This is a genomic window from Bacteroidales bacterium, assembly GCA_012519055.1.
Classification (GTDB): domain Bacteria; phylum Bacteroidota; class Bacteroidia; order Bacteroidales; family Salinivirgaceae; genus JAAYQU01.
Genome location: JAAYQU010000031.1, coordinates 96,687 through 117,908, shown reverse-complemented (window position 1 = coordinate 117,908; position 21,222 = coordinate 96,687). Strand labels below are relative to the sequence as shown.

Annotated in this window: 23 protein-coding genes; 5 read left to right on the top strand and 18 right to left on the bottom strand. The window is 35.9% G+C overall.

The window, feature by feature from the left end; translation table 11 throughout:
- Window positions 1–900: a ParB/RepB/Spo0J family partition protein gene (locus tag GX311_05960; GenBank protein ID NLK15927.1), complete on the bottom strand. Its 900-nt coding sequence runs from the start codon at window positions 898–900 to the stop codon at window positions 1–3.
- A 37-nt stretch (window positions 901–937) separates the two neighbouring features.
- Window positions 938–1,708, bottom strand: coding sequence for a ParA family protein (locus tag GX311_05955; GenBank protein NLK15926.1), 771 nt, complete (start codon window positions 1,706–1,708; stop codon window positions 938–940).
- Window positions 1,709–1,992: 284 nt separating this feature from the next.
- Here GX311_05955 and GX311_05950 point away from each other — a divergent pair, with 284 nt between their 5' ends.
- The gene (locus tag GX311_05950) at window positions 1,993–2,766 is read left to right on the top strand and encodes a glycosyltransferase family 2 protein (GenBank protein ID NLK15925.1); all 774 of its coding nucleotides are present in this window, start codon (window positions 1,993–1,995) and stop codon (window positions 2,764–2,766) included.
- 60 nt (window positions 2,767–2,826) lie between these two features.
- Here the strand turns inward: GX311_05950 and GX311_05945 are convergent, their stop codons facing one another.
- Window positions 2,827–4,608: a hypothetical protein gene (locus GX311_05945; protein ID NLK15924.1), complete on the bottom strand. Its 1,782-nt coding sequence runs from the start codon at window positions 4,606–4,608 to the stop codon at window positions 2,827–2,829.
- Between the two features lie 266 nt (window positions 4,609–4,874).
- On the opposite strand from GX311_05945, the gene GX311_05940 reads away from it, so the two are divergent.
- The 3 genes from GX311_05940 (at window position 4,875) to GX311_05930 (ending at window position 6,758) form a co-directional block, all read left to right on the top strand.
- Window positions 4,875–5,408: a hypothetical protein gene (locus tag GX311_05940; protein ID NLK15923.1), complete on the top strand. Its 534-nt coding sequence runs from the start codon at window positions 4,875–4,877 to the stop codon at window positions 5,406–5,408.
- A gap of 185 nt (window positions 5,409–5,593) precedes the next feature.
- Complete coding sequence (locus GX311_05935; protein ID NLK15922.1) at window positions 5,594–6,013, top strand: transcriptional repressor; 420 nt, start codon at window positions 5,594–5,596, stop codon at window positions 6,011–6,013.
- 43 nt (window positions 6,014–6,056) lie between these two features.
- The gene (locus tag GX311_05930) at window positions 6,057–6,758 is read left to right on the top strand and encodes a peroxiredoxin (GenBank protein ID NLK15921.1); all 702 of its coding nucleotides are present in this window, start codon (window positions 6,057–6,059) and stop codon (window positions 6,756–6,758) included.
- Window positions 6,759–6,910: 152 nt separating this feature from the next.
- On the opposite strand, the gene GX311_05925 is transcribed toward GX311_05930, so the two are convergent.
- The 8 genes from GX311_05925 to GX311_05890 all read right to left on the bottom strand — a co-directional run bounded on the left by GX311_05925 (window position 6,911) and on the right by GX311_05890 (window position 13,738).
- The gene (locus tag GX311_05925; protein NLK15920.1) at window positions 6,911–7,612 is read right to left on the bottom strand and encodes an HAD family hydrolase; all 702 of its coding nucleotides are present in this window, start codon (window positions 7,610–7,612) and stop codon (window positions 6,911–6,913) included.
- Between the two features lie 30 nt (window positions 7,613–7,642).
- Complete coding sequence (locus tag GX311_05920) at window positions 7,643–8,197, bottom strand: hypothetical protein (GenBank protein ID NLK15919.1); 555 nt, start codon at window positions 8,195–8,197, stop codon at window positions 7,643–7,645.
- A gap of 96 nt (window positions 8,198–8,293) precedes the next feature.
- A complete protein-coding gene (gene mscL / locus GX311_05915; protein ID NLK15918.1) occupies window positions 8,294–8,707 on the bottom strand; it encodes a large-conductance mechanosensitive channel protein MscL in 414 nt (137 codons plus the stop codon).
- A 32-nt stretch (window positions 8,708–8,739) separates the two neighbouring features.
- Window positions 8,740–9,696 carry a DUF3078 domain-containing protein gene (locus tag GX311_05910; protein ID NLK15917.1) on the bottom strand — a complete coding sequence of 319 codons (957 nt, stop codon included), beginning with the start codon at window positions 9,694–9,696 and terminating at the stop codon, window positions 8,740–8,742.
- 178 nt (window positions 9,697–9,874) lie between these two features.
- Window positions 9,875–11,563: a sugar MFS transporter gene (locus tag GX311_05905; protein NLK15916.1), complete on the bottom strand. Its 1,689-nt coding sequence runs from the start codon at window positions 11,561–11,563 to the stop codon at window positions 9,875–9,877.
- A 37-nt stretch (window positions 11,564–11,600) separates the two neighbouring features.
- Window positions 11,601–12,404, bottom strand: coding sequence for an SDR family NAD(P)-dependent oxidoreductase (locus GX311_05900; protein NLK15915.1), 804 nt, complete (start codon window positions 12,402–12,404; stop codon window positions 11,601–11,603).
- Window positions 12,405–12,527: 123 nt separating this feature from the next.
- Complete coding sequence (nfo, locus tag GX311_05895; protein ID NLK15914.1) at window positions 12,528–13,376, bottom strand: deoxyribonuclease IV; 849 nt, start codon at window positions 13,374–13,376, stop codon at window positions 12,528–12,530.
- Between the two features lie 17 nt (window positions 13,377–13,393).
- Window positions 13,394–13,738, bottom strand: coding sequence for a PUR family DNA/RNA-binding protein (locus tag GX311_05890; protein ID NLK15913.1), 345 nt, complete (start codon window positions 13,736–13,738; stop codon window positions 13,394–13,396).
- 165 nt (window positions 13,739–13,903) lie between these two features.
- Here GX311_05890 and GX311_05885 point away from each other — a divergent pair, with 165 nt between their 5' ends.
- Window positions 13,904–14,839, top strand: a complete 936-nt coding sequence (locus GX311_05885; GenBank protein NLK15912.1) for a DUF58 domain-containing protein — start codon at window positions 13,904–13,906, stop codon at window positions 14,837–14,839.
- Window positions 14,840–14,937: 98 nt separating this feature from the next.
- On the opposite strand, the gene GX311_05880 is transcribed toward GX311_05885, so the two are convergent.
- From GX311_05880 to GX311_05850, 7 genes are all read right to left on the bottom strand, one after another.
- On the bottom strand, window positions 14,938–15,909 hold the full coding sequence (locus tag GX311_05880; GenBank protein NLK15911.1) for a chorismate synthase: 972 nt from the start codon (window positions 15,907–15,909) through the stop codon (window positions 14,938–14,940).
- Window positions 15,910–15,919: 10 nt separating this feature from the next.
- Window positions 15,920–17,158: a 3-phosphoshikimate 1-carboxyvinyltransferase gene (gene aroA / locus GX311_05875; protein ID NLK15910.1), complete on the bottom strand. Its 1,239-nt coding sequence runs from the start codon at window positions 17,156–17,158 to the stop codon at window positions 15,920–15,922.
- Complete coding sequence (locus tag GX311_05870; GenBank protein ID NLK15909.1) at window positions 17,127–18,065, bottom strand: NAD(P)-binding domain-containing protein; 939 nt, start codon at window positions 18,063–18,065, stop codon at window positions 17,127–17,129. The genes aroA and GX311_05870 overlap by 32 nt, the downstream gene beginning before the upstream one ends.
- 6 nt (window positions 18,066–18,071) lie before the next feature.
- A complete protein-coding gene (locus GX311_05865) occupies window positions 18,072–18,719 on the bottom strand; it encodes a type I 3-dehydroquinate dehydratase (protein NLK15908.1) in 648 nt (215 codons plus the stop codon).
- A gap of 14 nt (window positions 18,720–18,733) precedes the next feature.
- Entirely contained in the window at window positions 18,734–19,759 is a 1,026-nt protein-coding gene (gene aroB, locus GX311_05860; GenBank protein NLK15907.1) for a 3-dehydroquinate synthase, read from the bottom strand.
- A 183-nt stretch (window positions 19,760–19,942) separates the two neighbouring features.
- Window positions 19,943–20,371, bottom strand: a complete 429-nt coding sequence (locus GX311_05855; protein NLK15906.1) for a DUF2141 domain-containing protein — start codon at window positions 20,369–20,371, stop codon at window positions 19,943–19,945.
- Between the two features lie 312 nt (window positions 20,372–20,683).
- Window positions 20,684–21,136, bottom strand: a complete 453-nt coding sequence (locus tag GX311_05850; protein NLK15905.1) for a DUF5606 domain-containing protein — start codon at window positions 21,134–21,136, stop codon at window positions 20,684–20,686.
- Window positions 21,137–21,222 lie beyond the last annotated feature (86 nt).

Genomic DNA, 21,222 nt, shown 5'->3' with positions numbered 1-21,222 from the left:
TTATGGGTTTAGATTTTCAAACATTCCTAAAATACGCTCAAATTCAGTGTTGTTCCGGAAATGAATGATTATTTTCCCTTTACCACTTGTGTTTCTTTTTAACTCCACAGGAGATTGGAAGCGACCTGTTAGAGATTTTTGAAGTTTCTCGTACTCTTCAACCAATTCGCTTTGAGGTTTCTCTTTTTGCTTTGAATCTTTAGATTTTAAACCCTTAATGTTGCCTTTTATCTCTTTTATTCGATCCTCTACTTGTCTAACTGATAGCTCTTTAGTGATAATTTCTTCAAAAATTTTCAACTGTAGTTCAAGGTCTTCAATAGTAATAAGAGTACGTGCATGACCCATTGAAATAACGCCAAAACGTATTCCTTTTTGTATTTCGGCTGGCAAACGTAGAAGTCTCAGATGGTTTCCTATAGTTTGGCGACTTTTACCTACTCGTTCACTTAGCGACTCTTGAGTTAAGTTACACTCCTCAATCAGTCTTTGGTATGATATAGCTATTTCAATAGCATCTAAGTCCTGTCTTTGAATATTTTCAACCAAAGCCATTTCCAACATGCCTTGGTCATCCGCTTCTCTAACGTAGGCGGGAATAGTTTCTAAACCTGCAAGACGTGCTCCACGTGTACGTCTCTCACCCGAAATGATTTGATAACGTCCGTTTTCGGTTTTACGAACAGTAATTGGCTGAATAATACCAAGTTCCTTTATTGAAGATGCCAAATCATTTAAAGACTCTTCGTCAAATGTTGTTCTGGGTTGATACGGGTTTACATCTATAAGATCAAGGGATATTTCAACAACGGCACTATTTTGAACAGGTTTTTGAGCTCTGGGAGCCTCCTCAATTAGTGCCCCTAAACCACGCCCTAAAGCACTCTTTTTCGCACACATTTTATACTAATTATATTGTAATATTTTGAATTACATGTTATACATTTTCATTCTTAGCGATTAGCTCTTTAGCCAAATTCAAATAGTTTAGAGAGCCATTGCTATTAGCATCGTAAAGCAAAATGGGTTTACCGTAACTTGGTGCCTCACTTAGCTTAACGTTTCTTTGAATAATAGTTTCAAATACCATGTTTTCAAAATGGTTACGAACCTCCTCAACAATCTGATTACCAAGTCGTAAACGTGAATCATACATGGTCAATAAAAACCCTTCTATTTCTAGCTCAACATTAAGTTTTGACTGAACGATTTTAATTGTATTTAAAAGTTTTCCTAATCCTTCTAACGCAAAATATTCGCATTGCACAGGTATTATAACCGAATCGGCAGCAGTAAGTGCATTTAAAGTAATCAATCCTAACGATGGAGAACAGTCTATCAATACATAATCGAAATTGTTGCGAAGCTTACTAATAGCATTTTTCATCAAATATTCACGGTTCGGCAGTTGAAGTATCTCGATTTCTGCTCCAACAAGGTCAATATTTGAAGGAATTAATTTCAATCCCTCAATTTCAGTATCTAGCATGGTGCTGACCGGATCTACAGCATTAATAATGCATTCGTATATACTTGATTTAACGTCTCTTGCGTCGTAGCCGAGCCCTGACGTCGCATTTGCTTGCGGGTCTGCATCAATCAAAAGAACCCTTTTCTCTAATGCTGCTAAACTTGCTGCAAGATTTATTGCTGTAGTTGTTTTTCCTACTCCACCTTTTTGATTTGCTAATGCAATGACTTTTGCCATAATATATTGTTTTTATTGTTTACCCAATATCCAATTTATTTCTCTTAATTTTTAGAGAAATCGGGCTGCAAGTTAATCATTTTTTTTGATGACTTTGTTAGTTTTTCCGATTGTTTATAATTGTTTTTTGAAGTTGTTGGTTTATATCATTTTAGCCCAACAAAGAGCTACAATATAATAAAATTAGATAATACAAGCAACATAAGAACAGCAATAAGTTTGTACATTTTTCGCTTTTACTTATATTTGTGAGAAACTGAGAATTTTAACATATGAAAAAAGAGATGACTCCAATTTCAGTTGTAATAATTACTTTCAATGAAGAGAAAAATATTGGGAGATGCTTAGAATCTGTTAAAAATATTGCAGATGAGATTGTCGTACTTGATAGTTTTTCAACCGATAAAACAGAGGAAATTTGTCTGCAACATGGTGCTAGCTTCTTTCAACACCCGTTCGATGGTCATATCGAACAAAAAAACCGAGCTATTACATATGCAACTTATCCACATATATTATCGTTAGATGCTGACGAAGTGCTTAGCCCCGAATTGGAACAGTCAATTAAAGCCGTTAAAGAGAATTGGCAAGCCGATGGATATTACTTTAATCGCCTGACCAACTATTGTGGGAAATGGATAAGACACTGTGGCTGGTATCCCGATAGGAAATTGCGACTGTGGGACAGCCGTAAAGGAAAGTGGGGAGGAGTGAATCCTCACGACAAGTATATGCTCGAACCTAATGCAAAGCAGGTTTTTCTGAAAGGAGACCTTCTGCACTATTCATATAGTTCTATAGCAGAGCACTCAAGACGTTCTGACAACTATTCCAACATAGCTGCAAAAGCCGGATTTGAACGAGGAAAGCGGAGTACAATATTCAAAATATGGCTTTATCCGAAATGGAGATTTTTCCGCGATTACATTATCAAACTTGGGTTTTTAGATGGCTTTTACGGTTACCTTATTTGCAAGGTTAACGCCAGTACCACATTTCAAAAATATGTAAAAATAAGACAAATGCGCATTGACAGTAAAGGCAAAGTGGACAAGTAAACTTACAGGAACTGTATATCAATGATTTTAAGGCAAATATAGTTTTTTGTTGTTATACTTTTATTTCCATATTTTTCTCAACTGTTGTAATTGCTCTTCACTTATTTCGCTAATTGGATAAATAAATCTTTTGCTGTCGCTATACGGTGTTTGATTATAAAACCATTCTAATTGCTCGTAATTTGTTAGCTCTCTGTTTTGTTCGCTCTTCCACTGTTCAAACTGCTTCCTTAATCCCGGAACTGTATCTAGCATTTCACGAGCTTTGACCTCCATTACATATGTTTCGAAATACTCCTTTTGTTCAAAAATTACGTTCAGGCTTCCGTTTCGCAGAAAAGAGTCGGAGGAATTTGGATAGAACATACTCATAATCAAACGCGCTCTACGTTGATTCATTGGTATAACAATACTTCCGGCAATCCATTTCCCTTTTACATTTATTTTCTCTATATCGACCGAGTCTAACATAATTCTACCTTCTGTAGGCATTTTTGCCCATTTAGGATTTGCACAACACCACGTTTGAGTCTCTAACTCAACATCTTGGGTTAACCTGTAATAATTTATTTTGTGGCAATCTAATCGTTGTTTGATAAAACCCCATTCGGGACCTAAAATAAATGCAGAAGGTATTTTTGCCCACATATCTGCTTCAACTCTTTTTAGATAGGGCAAACGAAAAGTAGTGGGCTTATCGGAGTGATAAATAAACCAATCACCTCCTGTTAGATCGCTTTCTACCTTATCGTATTTAACCCCATGAAAATCAACAAAATCATAAGTTTCTGTAAACTTGTATGTAAGTGGTATGCTGTCACCATTTATTGCAAGCATTTCAATCTGTTTGTCGGCTTCTTTTCCGAGTTTAATCAGGTTTTTGCTGTCTGCTTCGATATAAGCAATAGTCTCCTCGAATAGTTTTAACATAGCATAAACTCTTGTAGCATAAGGCTTTAATGAATGCGCTTCAGCCAACAGTCCCACACGATTTTGTATTGCAGAATAGCCGTTGGACATAATTGGTGGCGCGGGTCGTGAATATAAACCGCTTCGTGGGTCATGCCAATTCCTAAACGATACGTACGGAAATATCGGAAATCCTGCTTCTTCCATTATTGGTGTGATATGGTTAAGATAATTTTTTTGCCATTTGGTTTGCTCAGGATTCATGTTGCCTAATATTTCCATTACATATGTTATAACGTATTGATAATCTGCACCGTCAGTCACATGACAATCTATAAAAAAATCGGGCATCCAAGTGTTGTACATTTTAAGCCAATATTGCATTTCGGGAGCATCTGCTTTGACAAAATCTCTATTTAAGTTTAGATTTTGTGCTGTTGTACGCCACCCCACCTCCTTCGGTCCATTCTGATTTATGCGATTATATGCTCCGAAACGAGCAAGACCATCGGGATTTACCACGGGCAAAAATAGTATAGTTATATTGTGTGGATATGATTTTTCAGCTATCATACGTTTAATTAACAACATTCCGGCATCGTTTCCGTCAGGCTCTCCGGCGTGTATATTTGCCTGAATCATCAGTACGGCATTGCCAGAATTATGGACTTTTGTGGGAGTAAAGTTTTCTTTTTGGTCAATTATCAACATTGGTATTTGTCGCCCTTGAGGTGTTTTACCAATAGAGATAAAACGTATCTTAGGGGAAATTTGTGCAACTTTTTCGCAAAATTCTATTGTTTGTTCATAATTTGACGTTCTTGTTCCTCCCGACAGTTCAAATTGTGTGGGGATATTTGTTGGATCGAGCGATGTTCCACATCCACAAGCAAATAAGATAATGACTACTAAAACTAAGTTTTTTAAATTCATACGTTTATAGTTATGTTTAATGTTTATCAGATTTTGACCGTCATGTTCGTTTCATGATTGACAGAGTAGATGTAGCATCTTTCATTTATATTACAACATCCATTGTATTGTTATTAAAAAATTATACAAAAAAACTACCATACAATTCGCAAAAATAGTGTATTTTAGTCCGATATTTTGTAAAAACATTGTTTCAGTAGCTCATATTAAAATATTTGCAGAATAAATTACTACTAATTGCACAGCAAACATTAATTGATAATACCATGCAAATTAAGAAAACTTTTTTCAATCTACATACTTTAATAACTATTGGACTCCTTCTAGCTATAACATCTGCAAATGCTCAAAACTGTGCCTTAGAGGTAAACCAAGTGGACCCTATAACAGGAGTTTTTGTGAAGCGAACTGAAGATTTAATGGTAGGCAGACTAAATGGACAACCTCTTTATTTTAAAGCTCAGTGCATTGGAGAGAAAAAATATCTTAAAATGCGTTATTCCCGATACGGTAACTTTATAGTAAGTGACAAACTACCCATAACTTTCACTTTTAGCGATAATTCTACTCTTCAAATAATGCCACGACCGCTACCAGAAAACGAACAAGGTTCATCAACAATCATCTCGGTTTCATCAATGTTGATTTATGATATTAGTCCTGAACAACACAGCATTATCAGGCAATTACCCATTAAATCAATAGCTGTTAAAACGGAAAAAGGCGAAAGTATTGATATTGACATCCGCGAACGGTTCAGATATGTTATTCAAAACATACTCAATTGCGTTGACATTTAGCAATTAATAATTATCAGTCAATTTACTAATTATCAGTTAGTTATTACAAACTTCCTGGTTGTAAATTTAGACTAAACACACTTCTACCTCATTCAGTTACCGCTTTTGGTGGCTGAAATTATTTTTCGTTTTTTAAACGATTTGGCACAATAATTGTTATTATATAAGAATAATTCCTATTTAATATGAGTTCTAATTTAAATGAAATATTACATAATAGTGGATTGAAGATAACGCCTCAACGACTAAAAATTTTGGAATCGTTGATTGAGTTAAAAAATCATCCAACAGTAGAAACAATTAAAGAACATGTTCATAAAAATTATCCAAACATTGCATTGGGCACGATATACAACACACTCGAAACTTTTGCCGAAAAAGGCATAGTTAAAAAAATCAAAACCGAAAAGGATTTTGTTCGATACGATGTCATAACAGAGTGCCACCATCACATATATTGTGATAAAAGCGAGAGGATAGATAACTATTTCGACATAGAGTTGGACAATTTACTGAAAGAGTATTTTTTCAAAAAACCTATCGAAGGTTGGGATATAAAAGAGATAAACCTTCAGATATCAGGTACCTTTAAAGAAAAACTTTAGCAATAAAAATAAATAAATATAAACAATTAAAAAACAGATTATTATGGAAAACAATCAAGTATTTTCGATGCCACGTATTGGCGATAAAGCACCAGAGTTTAAAGCAATAACAACTCAAGGAGAGATTAACTTCCCGAAAGATTATCATGGGAACTGGGTAATACTGTTTAGCCATCCGGCTGACTTTACACCTGTTTGTACATCTGAGTTTATTACTTTTGCTTCGATGGAAGAGAAGTTTAACAAGTTGAATACTAAACTATTAGGTCTTTCAGTTGACGGACTATATAGCCATATCGCTTGGCTACGCACAATTCAAGAAAAAATTGAATTCAACGGTATGAAAAACATCGAGGTTAAATTCCCTCTTATTGAAGACATTACAATGGATGTGTCGAAAAAATACGGTATGATAATGCCGGGTCAAAGCGACACCAAGGCAGTTCGTGCTGTTTTCATTATCGACCCAAAGGGTATAATAAGAACTATTCTTTATTATCCAATTAGCACGGGACGTAATTTCGATGAGATTTACCGCATAGTAGTTGCACTACAAACAGCTGATGAGTTTGAAATTGCTACTCCGGCAGATTGGCGACCGGGAGACGATGTTATTGTTCCTACAGCCGGTTCGTGCGGCGTTGCAAAAGCAAGGATAGAAGATAAAAACCTTGACTGCAAAGACTGGTTCTTCTGTACTAAAAAGCTTGACAAGGATGCAATAATGAAGAAGTTAATTAAGTAGTTTTTATTAGGTTAGGTTAAATATGGGAGGGTGCTACTGAATGGTTTTGGTGGCACCCTTTCTTTGTACCAGTTTGCGTTTGATGATAAAACTTAGTGGGGATTTCGGATTTTTGGAACACAGAACACATAGATTAAACGGATTGACACAGATTAATTGCTAATTGAAAAATATGGAAGGATATCGCTTATTTTCTCAACTTGAACAAACAACGTAGAATCAATTTCACCGGTAACCTTTTCGTGTTGCCACGTAATCTCGTAAGGGACATATATCGCCATTCCTCCTATTTCAACGACTGGCAGAATATCAGACCTTAATGAGTTACCTATCATAACAAATTCACTGGCTTTAACATCTAAATTTTTCAATAGCTTGATATAGTTTTCCGGATTTTTTTCTGTCATTATTTCAATATGGTGGAAATATTTTGCCAAACCCGATTTTTCAAGTTTGCGCTCCTGTTCCAACAAATCACCTTTAGTTGCTAATATAAGTCTGTAGTTTGAATATAAGGCGCTTAGCACTTTTTCCACACCGTCAATAAGAGTAACAGGGCTATTAAGATGTAGCTTGCCAATATCTATAATTTGCTGAATTTGTACAGCTGCTACTCTGTTATTCGATACTTTTAAAGCTGTTTCTATAAGTGAAAGAATAAACGCTTTTGCTCCGTATCCGTATAGCTCCATGTTTTGCGTCTCTATTTGAAACAGCACTTTGTTCAGCTCAGACTCTGATATATATTCCCTTACAACCTCATGTAACCGTTTTTCTGATTCTCGGAAAATAGGTTCATTAATCCAAAGAGTATCGTCTGCATCGAAACAAATTATCTTTGAGTTGCTATACATATTTGCAAACAAAGTAGTTTATGACTGTTATTATATTTTCAATCCAAGTTTTAGCATAGCCCCTGAATTAATATCGCCATTTAGATATGGTTGAGTGAATAGTTTTAAACCAACCATAAACTTATCTGTAAGTAAATAGGTGTTTTCAATTATTAGGTTAAATCCCAATGAGTTACGATTGTCAAACTCGTAGTCCGCATCTATCAATACCCCATTGACCCAAAGTTCTGAAAAAATGTAGGCATCATTAACATTGTAATATGTTATTCCTATTCCTAGCCTGAAGTCAAATTGTTTGTTGTTTTTAAATGGGGAAATAAAAATATTCAAATTACCTTGAACAAAAGAGGATGTCTCAAAAACCCCATAATTGCTTCGCCCTAAATTTATTGATATCGAACTTGCAAGGTATCGATTTAGCTGATAGTTTACCTCGTTTTCATAGTTGAACGTTATCATATCGCCAGTTCCCTGCAATGAGATTCCAGCTCCTAACCTAAAATCGAATTTATTGGTATTCTCTTGTCCAATTACATGTAAGCTAAATAAAATAGCTGAAAGTAAGATTGAAATTTTTGTATTCATACGTTTATATTTTCCCTGATTTGGATTATTGCTTGAAAGCAATAAGAAAAAAGAGAGGGAACGTATTCCATCTCTTTTAACTTTAAAAACTCATCTCTATCTGTTTTTCAAAATATCTCTAATCTCTTCAAGTAGTTTTTCTTCATTTGATGGTTCAGGAGCTGGTGCTGGTGTTGCTTCAGCTTTCTCTTCATGTTTGCGTTTTGCTACACTAATTACTCTAATAAGCATAAATATTGCTACTGCAACAATCAAAAAATCAAACACAACCTGTATAAACTGCCCATAATTTAAAGTAACTGCAGGTGCAACTTCTGTTGCTTCTTTCATAACCACCTTAAGGTCAGAGAAATTAACGCCACCAATAAGTAACCCCAGGGGTGGCATGATAATATCGTTTACAAGAGATGTAACTATTTTACCAAAGGCAGCTCCTATTATAATACCCACTGCCATATCTATAACATTGCCTTTTAGGGCAAATGCTTTAAAATCTTTTAAAAATTTCATTGTCTTACTATTAATTTAATGCTTATATAGTTTTAAAACTTAATTGACAATCCTACACCCAAAAGCTCTTTGAATTGTACTCTTGGTTTCATTTCACTGGGCTCTATTATACCATCACTGTTTTCGTCTTTACCGATGTTGATTTTGTCGTCGTAAATTAGAAGGGTATTGATATTAACGTTTATATACTTGTTGATTTTTAGGGCAATTAATGTTTCCCAGTTTACAACAATATTTTCAGGATTTTCTAAATAATTTGAAAAGAGGTCAAGTTTTGTTGTAAACGAAATGTTTTTCAAAAGCACATGCTCGAAATCATTTTTAGAGTATATAGCTCTGATATATCCACCAAATTCTCCCCTATATGCTTTACCTTTCTCAACACCAAAAGCGCCAGCATTTGAAAGGACTGTATCATTTACAAAAACGAATTTAGTGGTAATGGGTGCTGCAAAAATACTCAAATGATTATCTGGTTTATAATCCATACCAATTGCACCTATTAAATAGGCAGGAGCAAAAAAGTCTGATACTTTGTCTCTGGTACTATCTGTAGGATAGTTGTACCCTGTAGCCATTTGTGTTTTAAAGTTCAAAAGTGACGAATAGTAAAAATTTTTATATGCTCTACGTCCATATTTAGAAAGGAGGTCAACCTTGTCATCAGTTTTTTTCGCATATTTCACATCCTCTTGTTGTAAAACTCCATAACCCAAGTCAAGTGAGTTGTCCCATACGTTTTTACCTCTTTTATAGTTTGCAAAAACACTAAAAATGCCGTTAAGAGACATTGAACTTTGTCCTCCTGCCGCCCAATTCACAAGTGCTGTTTGTGAAAAGTTAACTCCAAGAACTCCTCCGGTTTTCCAACCTTCGACTGTATCTTTGCTTTGAGCTTTTAACTCAGCTTCTGCTTCAGTAACCTGAGCTGTAAGTGCATTCGTCAATCCGAATGACAAAATGAATGATAAAACTAAAAATCTTCTCATAATTCTATTTTTATTAAACTAATCTTTATTGTTTTATTTTAAAAAAACACATTATCAAATTTTAGTCCAAAGGAATAACTATTTGAATAAATTGTTCTTGGCATTAGATCATTTTTTAAACACAAGTAGTTGTATGTGTTTGATATTGCAATAGATATACAGTATTATAAAATTAATTTTATACAGTGATATTTTGTTTACGCAAGAACCTTTTTACCAAAACTGCAAACAGAAGCAAATAAACAAAGCCTATTGCCGGTACCCAATACGAAAGCGAAATATTTGAAAGGTCTGCAATCTTTCCTTGTAATGGAGGTAAAAATGCTCCTCCAAGTATCATCATTACTAAGAAAGCTGAGCCTTGCGATGTAAACTTACCCAACCCATACAGCGATAGTGAGAATATTACGGGCCACATTACCGAACAGAACAATCCGCCACTAACGAAAGCAAAAACAGAAACGATGCCCGTGGTGTACATTCCTACAATCATTGCCAATACACCTAGGATACCGAAGATAAAAAGCGTTTTAGCAGGCTTATCTTGTCCTAAATAAAATCCAAAGATTTGGATTAAAATAACTGCTGCATAGGGTAAAATTAACCTTAAACTATCTGCAGAAACTCCTGCTACCCAGTTTGAACCCAAAATCACCAAAAATGCGATATAAGGAACAATTATCATGGCAAATTTTTTAGTTTTAGATGAAAGGTTAAACGCTGAAACAGCCCCTGCCCATCGCCCAATCATCAAGCTGCCCCAGTAGAGTGATATAAGCATTGGGGTCATTGATGTCCAAAAACCTTCGACCTGATTGCCAGCAAGTAACGATTTAAACTCCTCAAAACTTGTATTTGGACTACTGGGTAAAAATCTTGCGAAATCAACATGTTTCAAATACTCTCCCAAGTTGCTTTGTATCGTAACTTCAACTCCTACATATGTGAAAATTGCAAACATTCCAAAAACCAATTGTGGATATTTTAAAGCTCCCCACCCATTCGGGTTTTTCCTTGAATTAACAGTTGCTATCCCAAGACCAATTACAAGTGCTGCTATACCTATTAATGTTAGATAAAGTGCTGTTTTTGTATCTTGTTGCGTATCGCTTCCTGTATATTGCGCGAAAATAAATCCAAGAACAGCAATTAAGATTACGGTAATAATACTCAATAGCCATGTTGCTTTCACCTCATTCTCAATTGGTTCATTGTTTTTTTCATTGGGAATTTTTTTCGAGAATTTGAATAGTAATCCTGCTATCAAAAATGCAAAACCAACAGCAACATATAACCACTGCACTGACGACAAACTTAACCCCGGGATTTTACTTTCATCTAAATGTGTTGTGCCAAGTAGTGCCAGAGCAAAAATAACGGGACCGATAGTTGTTCCAAATGAATTAACTCCTCCTGCAAGATTTAACCTTGTTGCACCTGTAGATTCATCTCCAAGAGCGATGGCTAAGGGATTCCCAGCTGTTTGTTGCAACGAAAATCCAAGTCCTATTATAAATAGTGATGCAAGAATAAAGGCAAAGCTACTTGTTGCTAATGCCGGGAACATCATAAACGCTCCAACAACCGATATCATCAAACCATAAACTATTCCGTTCTTGAAACCCCATGAGTTCAAAAAGTCTTTCTTGCCTGCAACTGAAAAGAGGAACAGCAAAAACGCTCCTATGTAATAGGCAAAATAAAACGCCGAATCAATCAACTGGCTTTGAAACTGAGACAGTTCGAACCGTGATTTACAAAATGGTATAAGTACGCCATTTGACGCTGCAATAAATCCCCAAAAAAAGAACACACCAACAAGTGTATATAAAGCTGGGTAATTGGTTGGTTTGAGTGTTTTATTCATTATGTTACGATTATATGTTTAACCTATTCTTTTGTTTCTACGTTGGCTTGATTTTTTTAACGATTCTGAAAAAGAGACAAGGAAAAAAACGTTTTATATGTACCATAAGTAGCTCTTTTCCACCGATTAACACTTCAGCTCTCTTTTTTGATATTGCCTTGATATATTTTTTTGCACATTTTTCGGAAGATATTCCTCCAGCCTGCCCCGGATCTAAAACTCCGTGAGGAGTACCGTCGGCTTTTAGTGCATTAAAAGAGATATTTGTTCTAACTCTACCGGGATAAGCAACTGTAACAGAGATATTATGCTCCGACATCTCTATACGCAATGTTTCGAAAAAACCTTGTATTGCGTGTTTTGCCGAAGCATACGCCGAACGCATCGGGAAACCGAATTTACCTGATATACTGCTTGTTGCAGCAATATATCCCTCTTTTGCTTCAATCATTTTGGGGAGTACGATTTTAGTTATCGCAACATAAGAGAAAAAGTCTATCTCCATTATTTTTCGGTGTAACTCCATTGATGTCTCTGAAATCATCGAACGTTGACTTATCCCACCGTTATGTATCAAAAGAAACGGGGTTCCGTATAGGTGTAAAAACTCTTTTGCCGATTTTTCAACTTCAGCAGGTTGTGATAGGTCAAAAGCGAGCATTTTACAATAGTCAGTGTGATTTAAACACTCGTTAGCGACTCTCTCCAATTTTTCGGGTCTGCTTGACGACAAAACTAACTTGGCTCCTTGCTTTGAAAGCTCAATAGCCAATGCCTCTCCTATTCCAGACGAAGCTCCAGATATCCAACACAGTTTATCTTTAAATAGATTTTTTGCCATAATAAAAGACTTTTTCAGAACTATTAAACGGTGATTCACAAATTACAGCGTTTAAAAACTAACTGATTATTAATTTTTATTTATACAAAACAGTTTGTATGTATAAATAAAAGATTTTTATAACTATTTAATAAACGACCTTAACAGTTTTATTTCGCTCTCCCAACGGTCATCTTCGGGGGTTTCAAGTATCAAAGGTATATCTTTAAATCTACTATCTCTCATAATTCGTTTAAACGGTTCGAGACCGAGAAAGCCTTCGCCTAACGGGGCATGTCTATCAACGCGACTGCCAAGCTCCTTTTTCGTGTCGTTAAGGTGCATTCCACATAGCTTATCAAACCCGATAATACGCTCAAAATCACTCCACGTATTATCCCAACCCTCAGGACTAAGCAGGTCATAACCGGCAGTAAAGGCATGACACGTATCAATGCAAACTCCTACCCTATCCTTATCCTCAACGTTTTGGATAATAAGTGCAAGATGTTCAAACGTATAGCCTAAGTTTGTTCCTTGTCCCGCAGTATTTTCTATAACAGCCGTTACCCCTTTCGTTTGCTTTAAAGCAATATTAATGCTCTCTGCTACGAGTTTTAACGACTCTTCCTCTGATATTTCGTTCAAATGACTGCCGGGGTGGAAATTAAGTTTTTTTAGCCCAAGTTGTTCGCACCTAACCATCTCATCAATAAATGCTTCACGCGACTTGTTAAGATTTTCTGCTTTAGGATGTCCCAGGTTTATTAAATAACTGTCGTGGGGTAAAATCTGATTTTTGTCGAAGTTATATTGCTTGCAATACTCTTTAAACCTAGAAATACTGCTTTGTTCTAAGGGTTTAGCAACCCACTGTCTTTGATTTTTAGTAAATAGAGCAAAAGCGTTAGCTCCTATACTGTGTGCATTAAGTGGTGCATTTTCAACGCCTCCCGATGCGCTAACATGAGCCCCAATATAATATTCAGACATACCTAAATGCTGATTAACTATTTGTCGAGATCTTCAAAATCGACGTTTAAAAAATTATCGTCGCTATTTTCTGCTGATGGTTTTTCAGAAGTCTCGTCACTAAGGTTTTCTTGGATATAATTAAATACTTCATCTAATCCCTCTCTGAACTTTTCAAAATCTTCTTTGTAAAGAAAAAGCTTGTGCTTTTCGAAAGAGTGTCCGCCATCTGGATCAAATCGTTTCTTACTCTCTGTGATAGTTAAGTAATAATCGTTTTTGCGTGTCGATTTAACATCAAAAAAGTATGTTCTTTTCCCTGCTCTAACAGCTTTTGAGAAAATCTCGTCCCTTTCTCGCCCGTACTCCTTATTCTCTTCCATTTCCATTGTATCTGTTATTAATGGTTTGTACTTTATATATCATTGACAAAAATAAAAATTATTTTTCAATATCAATATTTTGATGTAGTGAAAATGGGATTTGTAGTTTCAAGTATTAAATGCATCATTAAAAAAATATCTATTTTTGCACAAATACTTTATTAAATGAGCAATAAGTTTTTAACAACTGCCGAACAGATAGAATCTTTATCGTACCTGAATAGTATCGATTTTTTTGCGCGCCAGATAGTTGACGGCTTTATTTCGGGTATCCACAAAAGTCCGTATCACGGCTTTTCGGTTGAGTTTGCCGAACATAGGGTGTACAATCAGGGGGAATCTGTACGACATATTGACTGGAAACTTTTTGGCAGAACCGATAAGCTTTTTGTCAAAAACTACGAGGCTGAAACCAATTTGCGTTGCCAGATTGTGATAGATTGCAGCAGCTCAATGTTTTACCCCACGGATAAAACCATTCACAAGGCTGGATATTCAGCTCTTTGTGCGGCTGCTATTTCGCATATGCTTAATCGTCAGCGCGATGCTGTGGGGTTAACTCTTTTTTCAGATAAAGTTGATGAGCACTTTTCGCCACACCTTTCAAACAGTCATCAAAAACTGATATTCAGCAAATTAGATGATATTCTGCGGAGCAAATACAACACAGAAACCAAAACCGGAACGGCAACAGCCGACACACTACATCAAATAGCCGAGGTTATTAACAAACGTTCATTAGTTGTATTGTTTACCGATATGTTTACTCAAACGCCTGTTAATAAGATATATGAATCGTTAGAACATCTTAGGTATAATAAAAACGAAGTGATAATCTTTCACGTAACTCACAAAAAAACTGAACAGATGTTCGAGCTTGATAATCGCCCATATAAACTTATTGATATGGAAACGGGCGAAAGCTTTAAGTTGAACCCTGCCGAGTACCGCGAATACTATTTGCAACAGATTAAAGATAAGTTCGATGAGTTGAAAAAACGATGTTTACAATATAAAATTGAACTTGTTGAGGCTGATATAGATAATCCTTTTAGCAGTGTACTTTCTCCGTGGCTTGTGAAGCGAAGTAAACTGTTTTAGCCTATCGGCTTTCTTGGTAGAACACAGATAACACGGATTAAACGGATTTGCACGGATTCTTATCTGTGAAATTCTGTTTAATCTGTGTCTTCTGTGTTCTAATCATTTATCGTTATTAAATCACAAAGCGCAATTGCCGTAATAGCCTCAATTATTACAGGCATACGCAAAGCGATACAGGCATCATAACGACCGCCTATTTTAAGGCTTTCGCGTTTTCCTGTTTTCATATTTATGGTTAACTGCTCTTTGCCAATACTTGGAGTTGGTTTTACTGCTACTCTGAAAATCAGGTCGTTGCCGTTGGTAATTCCGCCTGAAATTCCGCCTGAATGGTTTGTTTCTGTTTTTCCGGATATATCTATAAGTGGGTCGTTGTGTTGCGAGCCTTTCATTGCTGCAGCTGCAAATCCTGCTCCAAACTCGATTCCCTTTACTGCGGGTATTGAAAAAACGAGATGACTGATTACCGACTCGACCGAATTGAAAAAGGGTTCGCCTAAACCTATTGGGATATTGGTTGCATTACATTCGACTATTCCGCCAATGGAGTCGTTAGCAGCTATAGCTTGCTCTATTGTTGCTTCGATATCTGTGCTTCCGCCAACTGATAGCAGTTTTGCTTCGATATTTATATCGCCAATCTGTTTTTTGGCGATAACTCCTGCTGCTACCAAAGCTAATGTAAGTCTTCCGGAAAAGTGTCCTCCTCCACGGTAATCGTTAAAGCCTTGAAATTTTTTAAGTGCAACAAAATCGGCATGACTGGGGCGTGGGGTGTTGCGAATATATTCATAGTCAGCTGATTGTGCATTTTTATTTTCAAAAACTATGGTTAGTGGCGCACCTGTTGTAAATCCGTTAAATAAGCCTGAAATTATTTGAGGCTTGTCATCTTCTATGCGTGGCGTAGTGCCTTTTGCTCCCGATTTTCTGCGCAAAATATCAGCTTCAAAATCGTTGAGAGCGAGCTGCATGCCGGGTTTTACTCCGTCAATGGTTACTCCAACGACATCGCCGTGCGACTCGCCAAATATGCTAATTCTAAATAGTTGTCCGAAAGTATTCATCTTCAATTATTTATTGAGTAATGGTTTTTAGGTCATCGAAAAAATTGGGGTAACTTTTGTTTACGGCTTCTGCGTTTTCAATTTCAACCGTACAGTTACCGCTTATAGCAACTGTGGCACAAGCCATTGCTACTCTGTGGTCATCGTGAGAAAAGAGGCTTCCGCTTTTAGGTTTTGCGCCATATATTGTCATTGTGTTGTCGGCAAATTCGATTTTTATTCCAAGTTTCTCGAACTCCTGTTTGAGTGTTGTGGCTCTGTCGCTCTCTTTGTTTTTTAATCTGTCGATGCCTACGATTGTTGTTTCCCCTTGACAATGAGCAGCTAACGCTACTAAAGGCGGAAAAAGGTCTGGGCAATCGGTAGCATCAAAGTTAAATCCCACAAGGCTGTTTTTCAAAACTTTAACAGAGTTTTGTTTTACAACAACATCAGCTCCTGCTAATTTTAAAGCCTCAATAATTGCGCGGTCGGCTTGATAAGAATTTGAGGAAAGGTTTGTAACTTCAATTTTGCCCGCAATTGCTCCTGCAACCAACAGGAAAGCAGCACCGCTCCAGTCTCCCTCAACCTCATAGTCAACAGAACGGTACTTTTGAGATGCTTTTATTACGAACTTTTCGTAATTAATGTTCGTAACATCCACCCTAAAATCTTGCATTATGCTTATAGTCAAGTCAATATATGGAGTGCTTTTTAGGTTATCAACTTTTATAATGGTATCTGTTTCTGCAAAAGGCGCAGCCATTAAAAGCCCTGTAAGTACCTGAGAACTAATGGAACCGTCAATGCTAATTTCTCCGCCTTTGATAGGTCCTTTTATTTTGAGAGGCAAAAAACCGTCGTTTGTTAAGCAGATTGCACCTAATTGTGTTAACGAGTCTGCAATCATCTGCATTGGACGCTTTTTCAGAGTTCCCTCTCCCGTCATCGCAACCGAGCTATTGAGCGTAGCAACAATAGGAGAAAACATTCTGATACATAAGCCCGATTCGCCACAGTTCAGTACTTCTGTAGGTAATTTCAATCCACCTTTAACAGTTAGCAATTTGTGATTGCCTGAAATTTCTGCTCCAAGACGTTTACAAACGTTTATTGCTGCCAAAACATCTTCGCTATTGCCAACGTTTTTTATTGTTGATATGCCTTCAGCCAACGCAGCCAAAGCAATCGCACGTTGTGCAACGCTTTTAGATGCAGGTGCTTGAACTGTTCCCCTAACCGTTGATGAGCAGATTTTTTTCTTCATTTAAGCGTTTTTTAAATTCAGCTTCGTTGTTTGAACTCGTATATATTGCAATATCAACATCTTGAAAATCAACATGTTTTACATTAGGATTTAACGCTAAAGCATTAATATTTTCTGAATTTAAGTTGCTACTAAATTTCTTTTCCATAATTGATTTATCGGGCTCTTTGCCAAAAAACAACTTATATGTTTCTATTGCCTGATACAATAGCCACTCTTTTCCTGAAATCAGCCTACATTCTTGTTTTAGGGCATAATCCGCTACTCCTGAGCGACGATAATTTGCATCTAATATAATTAGATTTTTGGGTAAAATTATCCCCTGCAATGGATTTGCATGTGGCAAAAGTGATGAAACAATTATATCGGTTTTACTAATAGATTGCTCCAACTTGTCTAAGCTAATAGCCTTACAATTAAATGTTTTAGCTATCTGTTTCGCTTTTTCAAATGTTCTGTTGGCGACTGTAACATTTGCGCCTTTCAGTATCAGCCCAAAAACAGCTGCTCTTGCTGCTGCGCCTGCGCCTAGTACGAGACAATTCGCTGTTTTTAAGTCCGTAATATTTTCTAATGACGTTGTAACTCCTATATGGTCGGTGTTATGCCCTGAAAGTGCTCCGTTGGAATTGATAATAACGTTTATTCCGCCTATTTGCCTGGCTTCATCTGATATGCTATCAACGTATTCTAAAACAGTCTCTTTAAATGGTGTCGTGATATTTGCTCCGCTGATTTTATGTTTCTTAATAATATCAACAACCTCTTTGCCGTTAGTTGCCTGAATGCGAGTATAAAGCGCGTTGATATTCTCATGTACAAAAACCGCATTAAACAACTGAGGACTACGACTATGCAAAATCGGATTTCCAAAAACGGCAAATATTTTTTTTGCGGAAGCCTGCATATTTGTTCAATCGACGTTATACTTTTCTAAAAAATCATTAACCAGATTATAACTTGGCAATCCGGGTGCAATCTCTGTATCCGAAACTGAGGCGTAAGTATATGGTGCACCAATGATTGGGGCTGTCAAACGTGTAATTAGCCCAAGTTTCCCCATACAGAAAGCCACCAAGTTTTTATGATTTTCGTATAAACCTAAAACTCTTGCACAATCGGCCTGATCGTTAGCCATACAAGCAATTTTAACAACATCTGCACCTTTTGTAAACAAATTGTTTACGATTTTAGTTAACTCCTGCAGAGTTGGAGTATTTGTATAATTATGGTAAGATAAAATTACTTTGCAACCACTGTTACGAGCCTTTTCAATTAGCTTTAAACGCAGATTTTCAGATAGTTCTACATCTAAATCTATATAAGTACAGCCACTCTTAATTGCTGTTGTGTAGTTTTTTTCAACATCTTGTATATCAACGTTATCTCTATAGGTTGCAATTGAGTTTGTTAGTTTGGCAAATATATTTTGGTACTGCTGGTCGGTATAATTGAGTAGGTCCATTCGTATCTCGGCAAATGAAATATTTTCAATTTCTTGTATTGCTTTTTCGTAGGTTAGGTTACCTATAACTATACAAATTTTACTGTTTGTGCGCATTTTATACTGTTAGGCTATTTTTCAAAAACAAACTCTTTTATTTCATCAAAACTAATTTTTTCTATGATTACATCCCCAAGTCCCTTTAAAAAAATAAAATCTATTACGCTGCCGTTTTTCTTCTTATCTTTTGTTAGTGCATTAAAAACTTCGGGCATATGTATGTTATAGCAAACAGGCAAACTGAATGAGCGCAACAAACCAATCAGCCTCATATAATCTCTGTTTGTGACTAATTCGCGTTTACGTGAAAAGCGGGCAGCAAACTCTAACCCTAAGCTAACGCTTTGACCATGAGGCAAATTAGTTGTTTTTTCTATTGCATGACCCCACGTATGTCCTAAGTTTAATATTTTCCGCAATCCAGTCTCTTTTTCGTCGTTGTTTACAATATCGGCTTTGATTTGAATTGAACGTGCCAATAGCGGTGTAATTACCTCAATATCACACTTAACTAACTTATCAGCATTTTGTTCCATAAATTCAAAATCTGAATAACTTGCTATCAGACAATGTTTTATCATTTCTGCAAAACCATTCGACAACTCCACTCCTGACAGAGTTTTGAGCATCGAAATATCGCAAATTACAAACTTTGGTAGATTGAATGTCCCGATAATATTTTTGTAGTTGTCTAAATTAACTCCATTTTTCCCTCCAATACTCGCATCAACTTGCGCTAACAGAGTTGTGGCTACAAATCCAAAAGAGATACCACGCATAAAGGTTGAGGCTATAAATCCGGCTATATCACTAACTACGCCTCCTCCTATACCAACTACAAAAGAGTTTCTATCAGCTCCTGAATCTAATAACCATTGATATATTTTTACAAGTGAAGCTAAGTTTTTTGACTCTTCGCCTGTCTCAATAACGTATTTAGGAAAATATGGAAAGCTTTGTTCGTACAGTCTGTTTACATTTTGGTCTGTAATTATGTAAACTTGTTTATTGGGAATATAGTTTATTAAATTATTAATGCTTTCACCGATTAATATAGTTGATTCGCTGTTTTTTCCTTTAATTAAAACCTTCTCCATTGATGAAGTTAAAAGTTAAAAGTTTATAAAGTTGAAAATAAAGGCGCCATTTGTGGTCGTCCAAAACAATTAACAATGATAGTCAAAAGTTTTTAAAGTTAAAAATAGATGTATTATATAGCTGAAAGTAAATGTGTTGTAGAGACGTCATAATATGGCGTCTCTACGTGAAAGGGTTTGGAATTAAAATATATATCTCAATTTTATAAAAACGGTATCGTTGTCTGTCTCCATAACTTCGATCTTAAACTGATCATATTTTGGTCTTGAGAATCCTCTTGTGTAGTAGTTAGAGAATCCAAATCCTTCAGTGGGCAATCCTACCAAATTGTAGCTCATTTTTCCATCATCATTTTCATCATCAAGAAGGGTTACTCCGTATGTACCGGGTTTAAGCGGGATTGTGACGGTTATTGCACCATCCTTAATATCTTCTTTTTTTACAGATTTCTCAATGTCGTGTGCCTCTTTCTTATAATTCTCTTCATTTTTAAAAATTCCAAAAACTAGACTGCCTTTGTTATTTCTAATGTTAGTAACATGAACATCAATACTTTGAGAAAACAGTGTTGATAAGTTTAAAGTTATGATTAATGATAAAAGCAAGCGCATTTAGTACAGAATTATAGTGTTAAACAGTTAGCAAGTATTATATATAATCAACGATTACTCTAAATAAAATATTTTGTTAAACCATTTTTTGGTGTTAGTTCAAATCTATCACTTCTTCTTAATATTTCACTCATCTATTTTTACAAAAGGTAAAAAAATTAGCTTCTAATGCAGATTACAAAGAATGAACTGCTGGTTTTTAGGTAGTATCAATTTTCAATTTCTAATTTCCAGAACACAACCCGATATAAAACGAAAGGGAGAGTTATTAATACCTCTCCCTTCCAATGTTATAAAATTCACGAAACTTTGTTACTCAGCCTTCTCTTCTGCCCCCTCGCTTGATTCTTCTGTTTCCGCTTTTATCTCCTCACTTGGTTTAACTATATCAAGCATATCCTTAGCTTGCAAAATATTGTACCAGTTAATAATTTTCTTCATATCGGAAAAATAAACTCTTGCAGGATCAAATTCGGGAACTACCTCTGCAAAGAATTGTTTAATAGCTTCGGGTTCCGATTTGTGGCTTATGGCTTGTTGAGATTGTTGCTTTTCCTTAATGGCAATTAGTATCTCGTATAAAGGCTTATCTTCCGATAGAGTAAATATAGCTATATCCTCCAAAGAGCTTGCTTTAGTAGTAGTCGGTACCGACATGCGTTTACCACTATCCAAGCTTTCAACGATTATACCACTTTTCGATGATGCTACTAATTTGAATAGACCTTGTTGTCCTGAGATTGCTAAAATTTCTTTTAAAGTCATAATTAAAAATAATTTTTTGAGCGTTTGAAATATATTATTTTGAAAACAAGTTGTTTGTATAAATTAAAAGGAGTCGTCATTTTCAT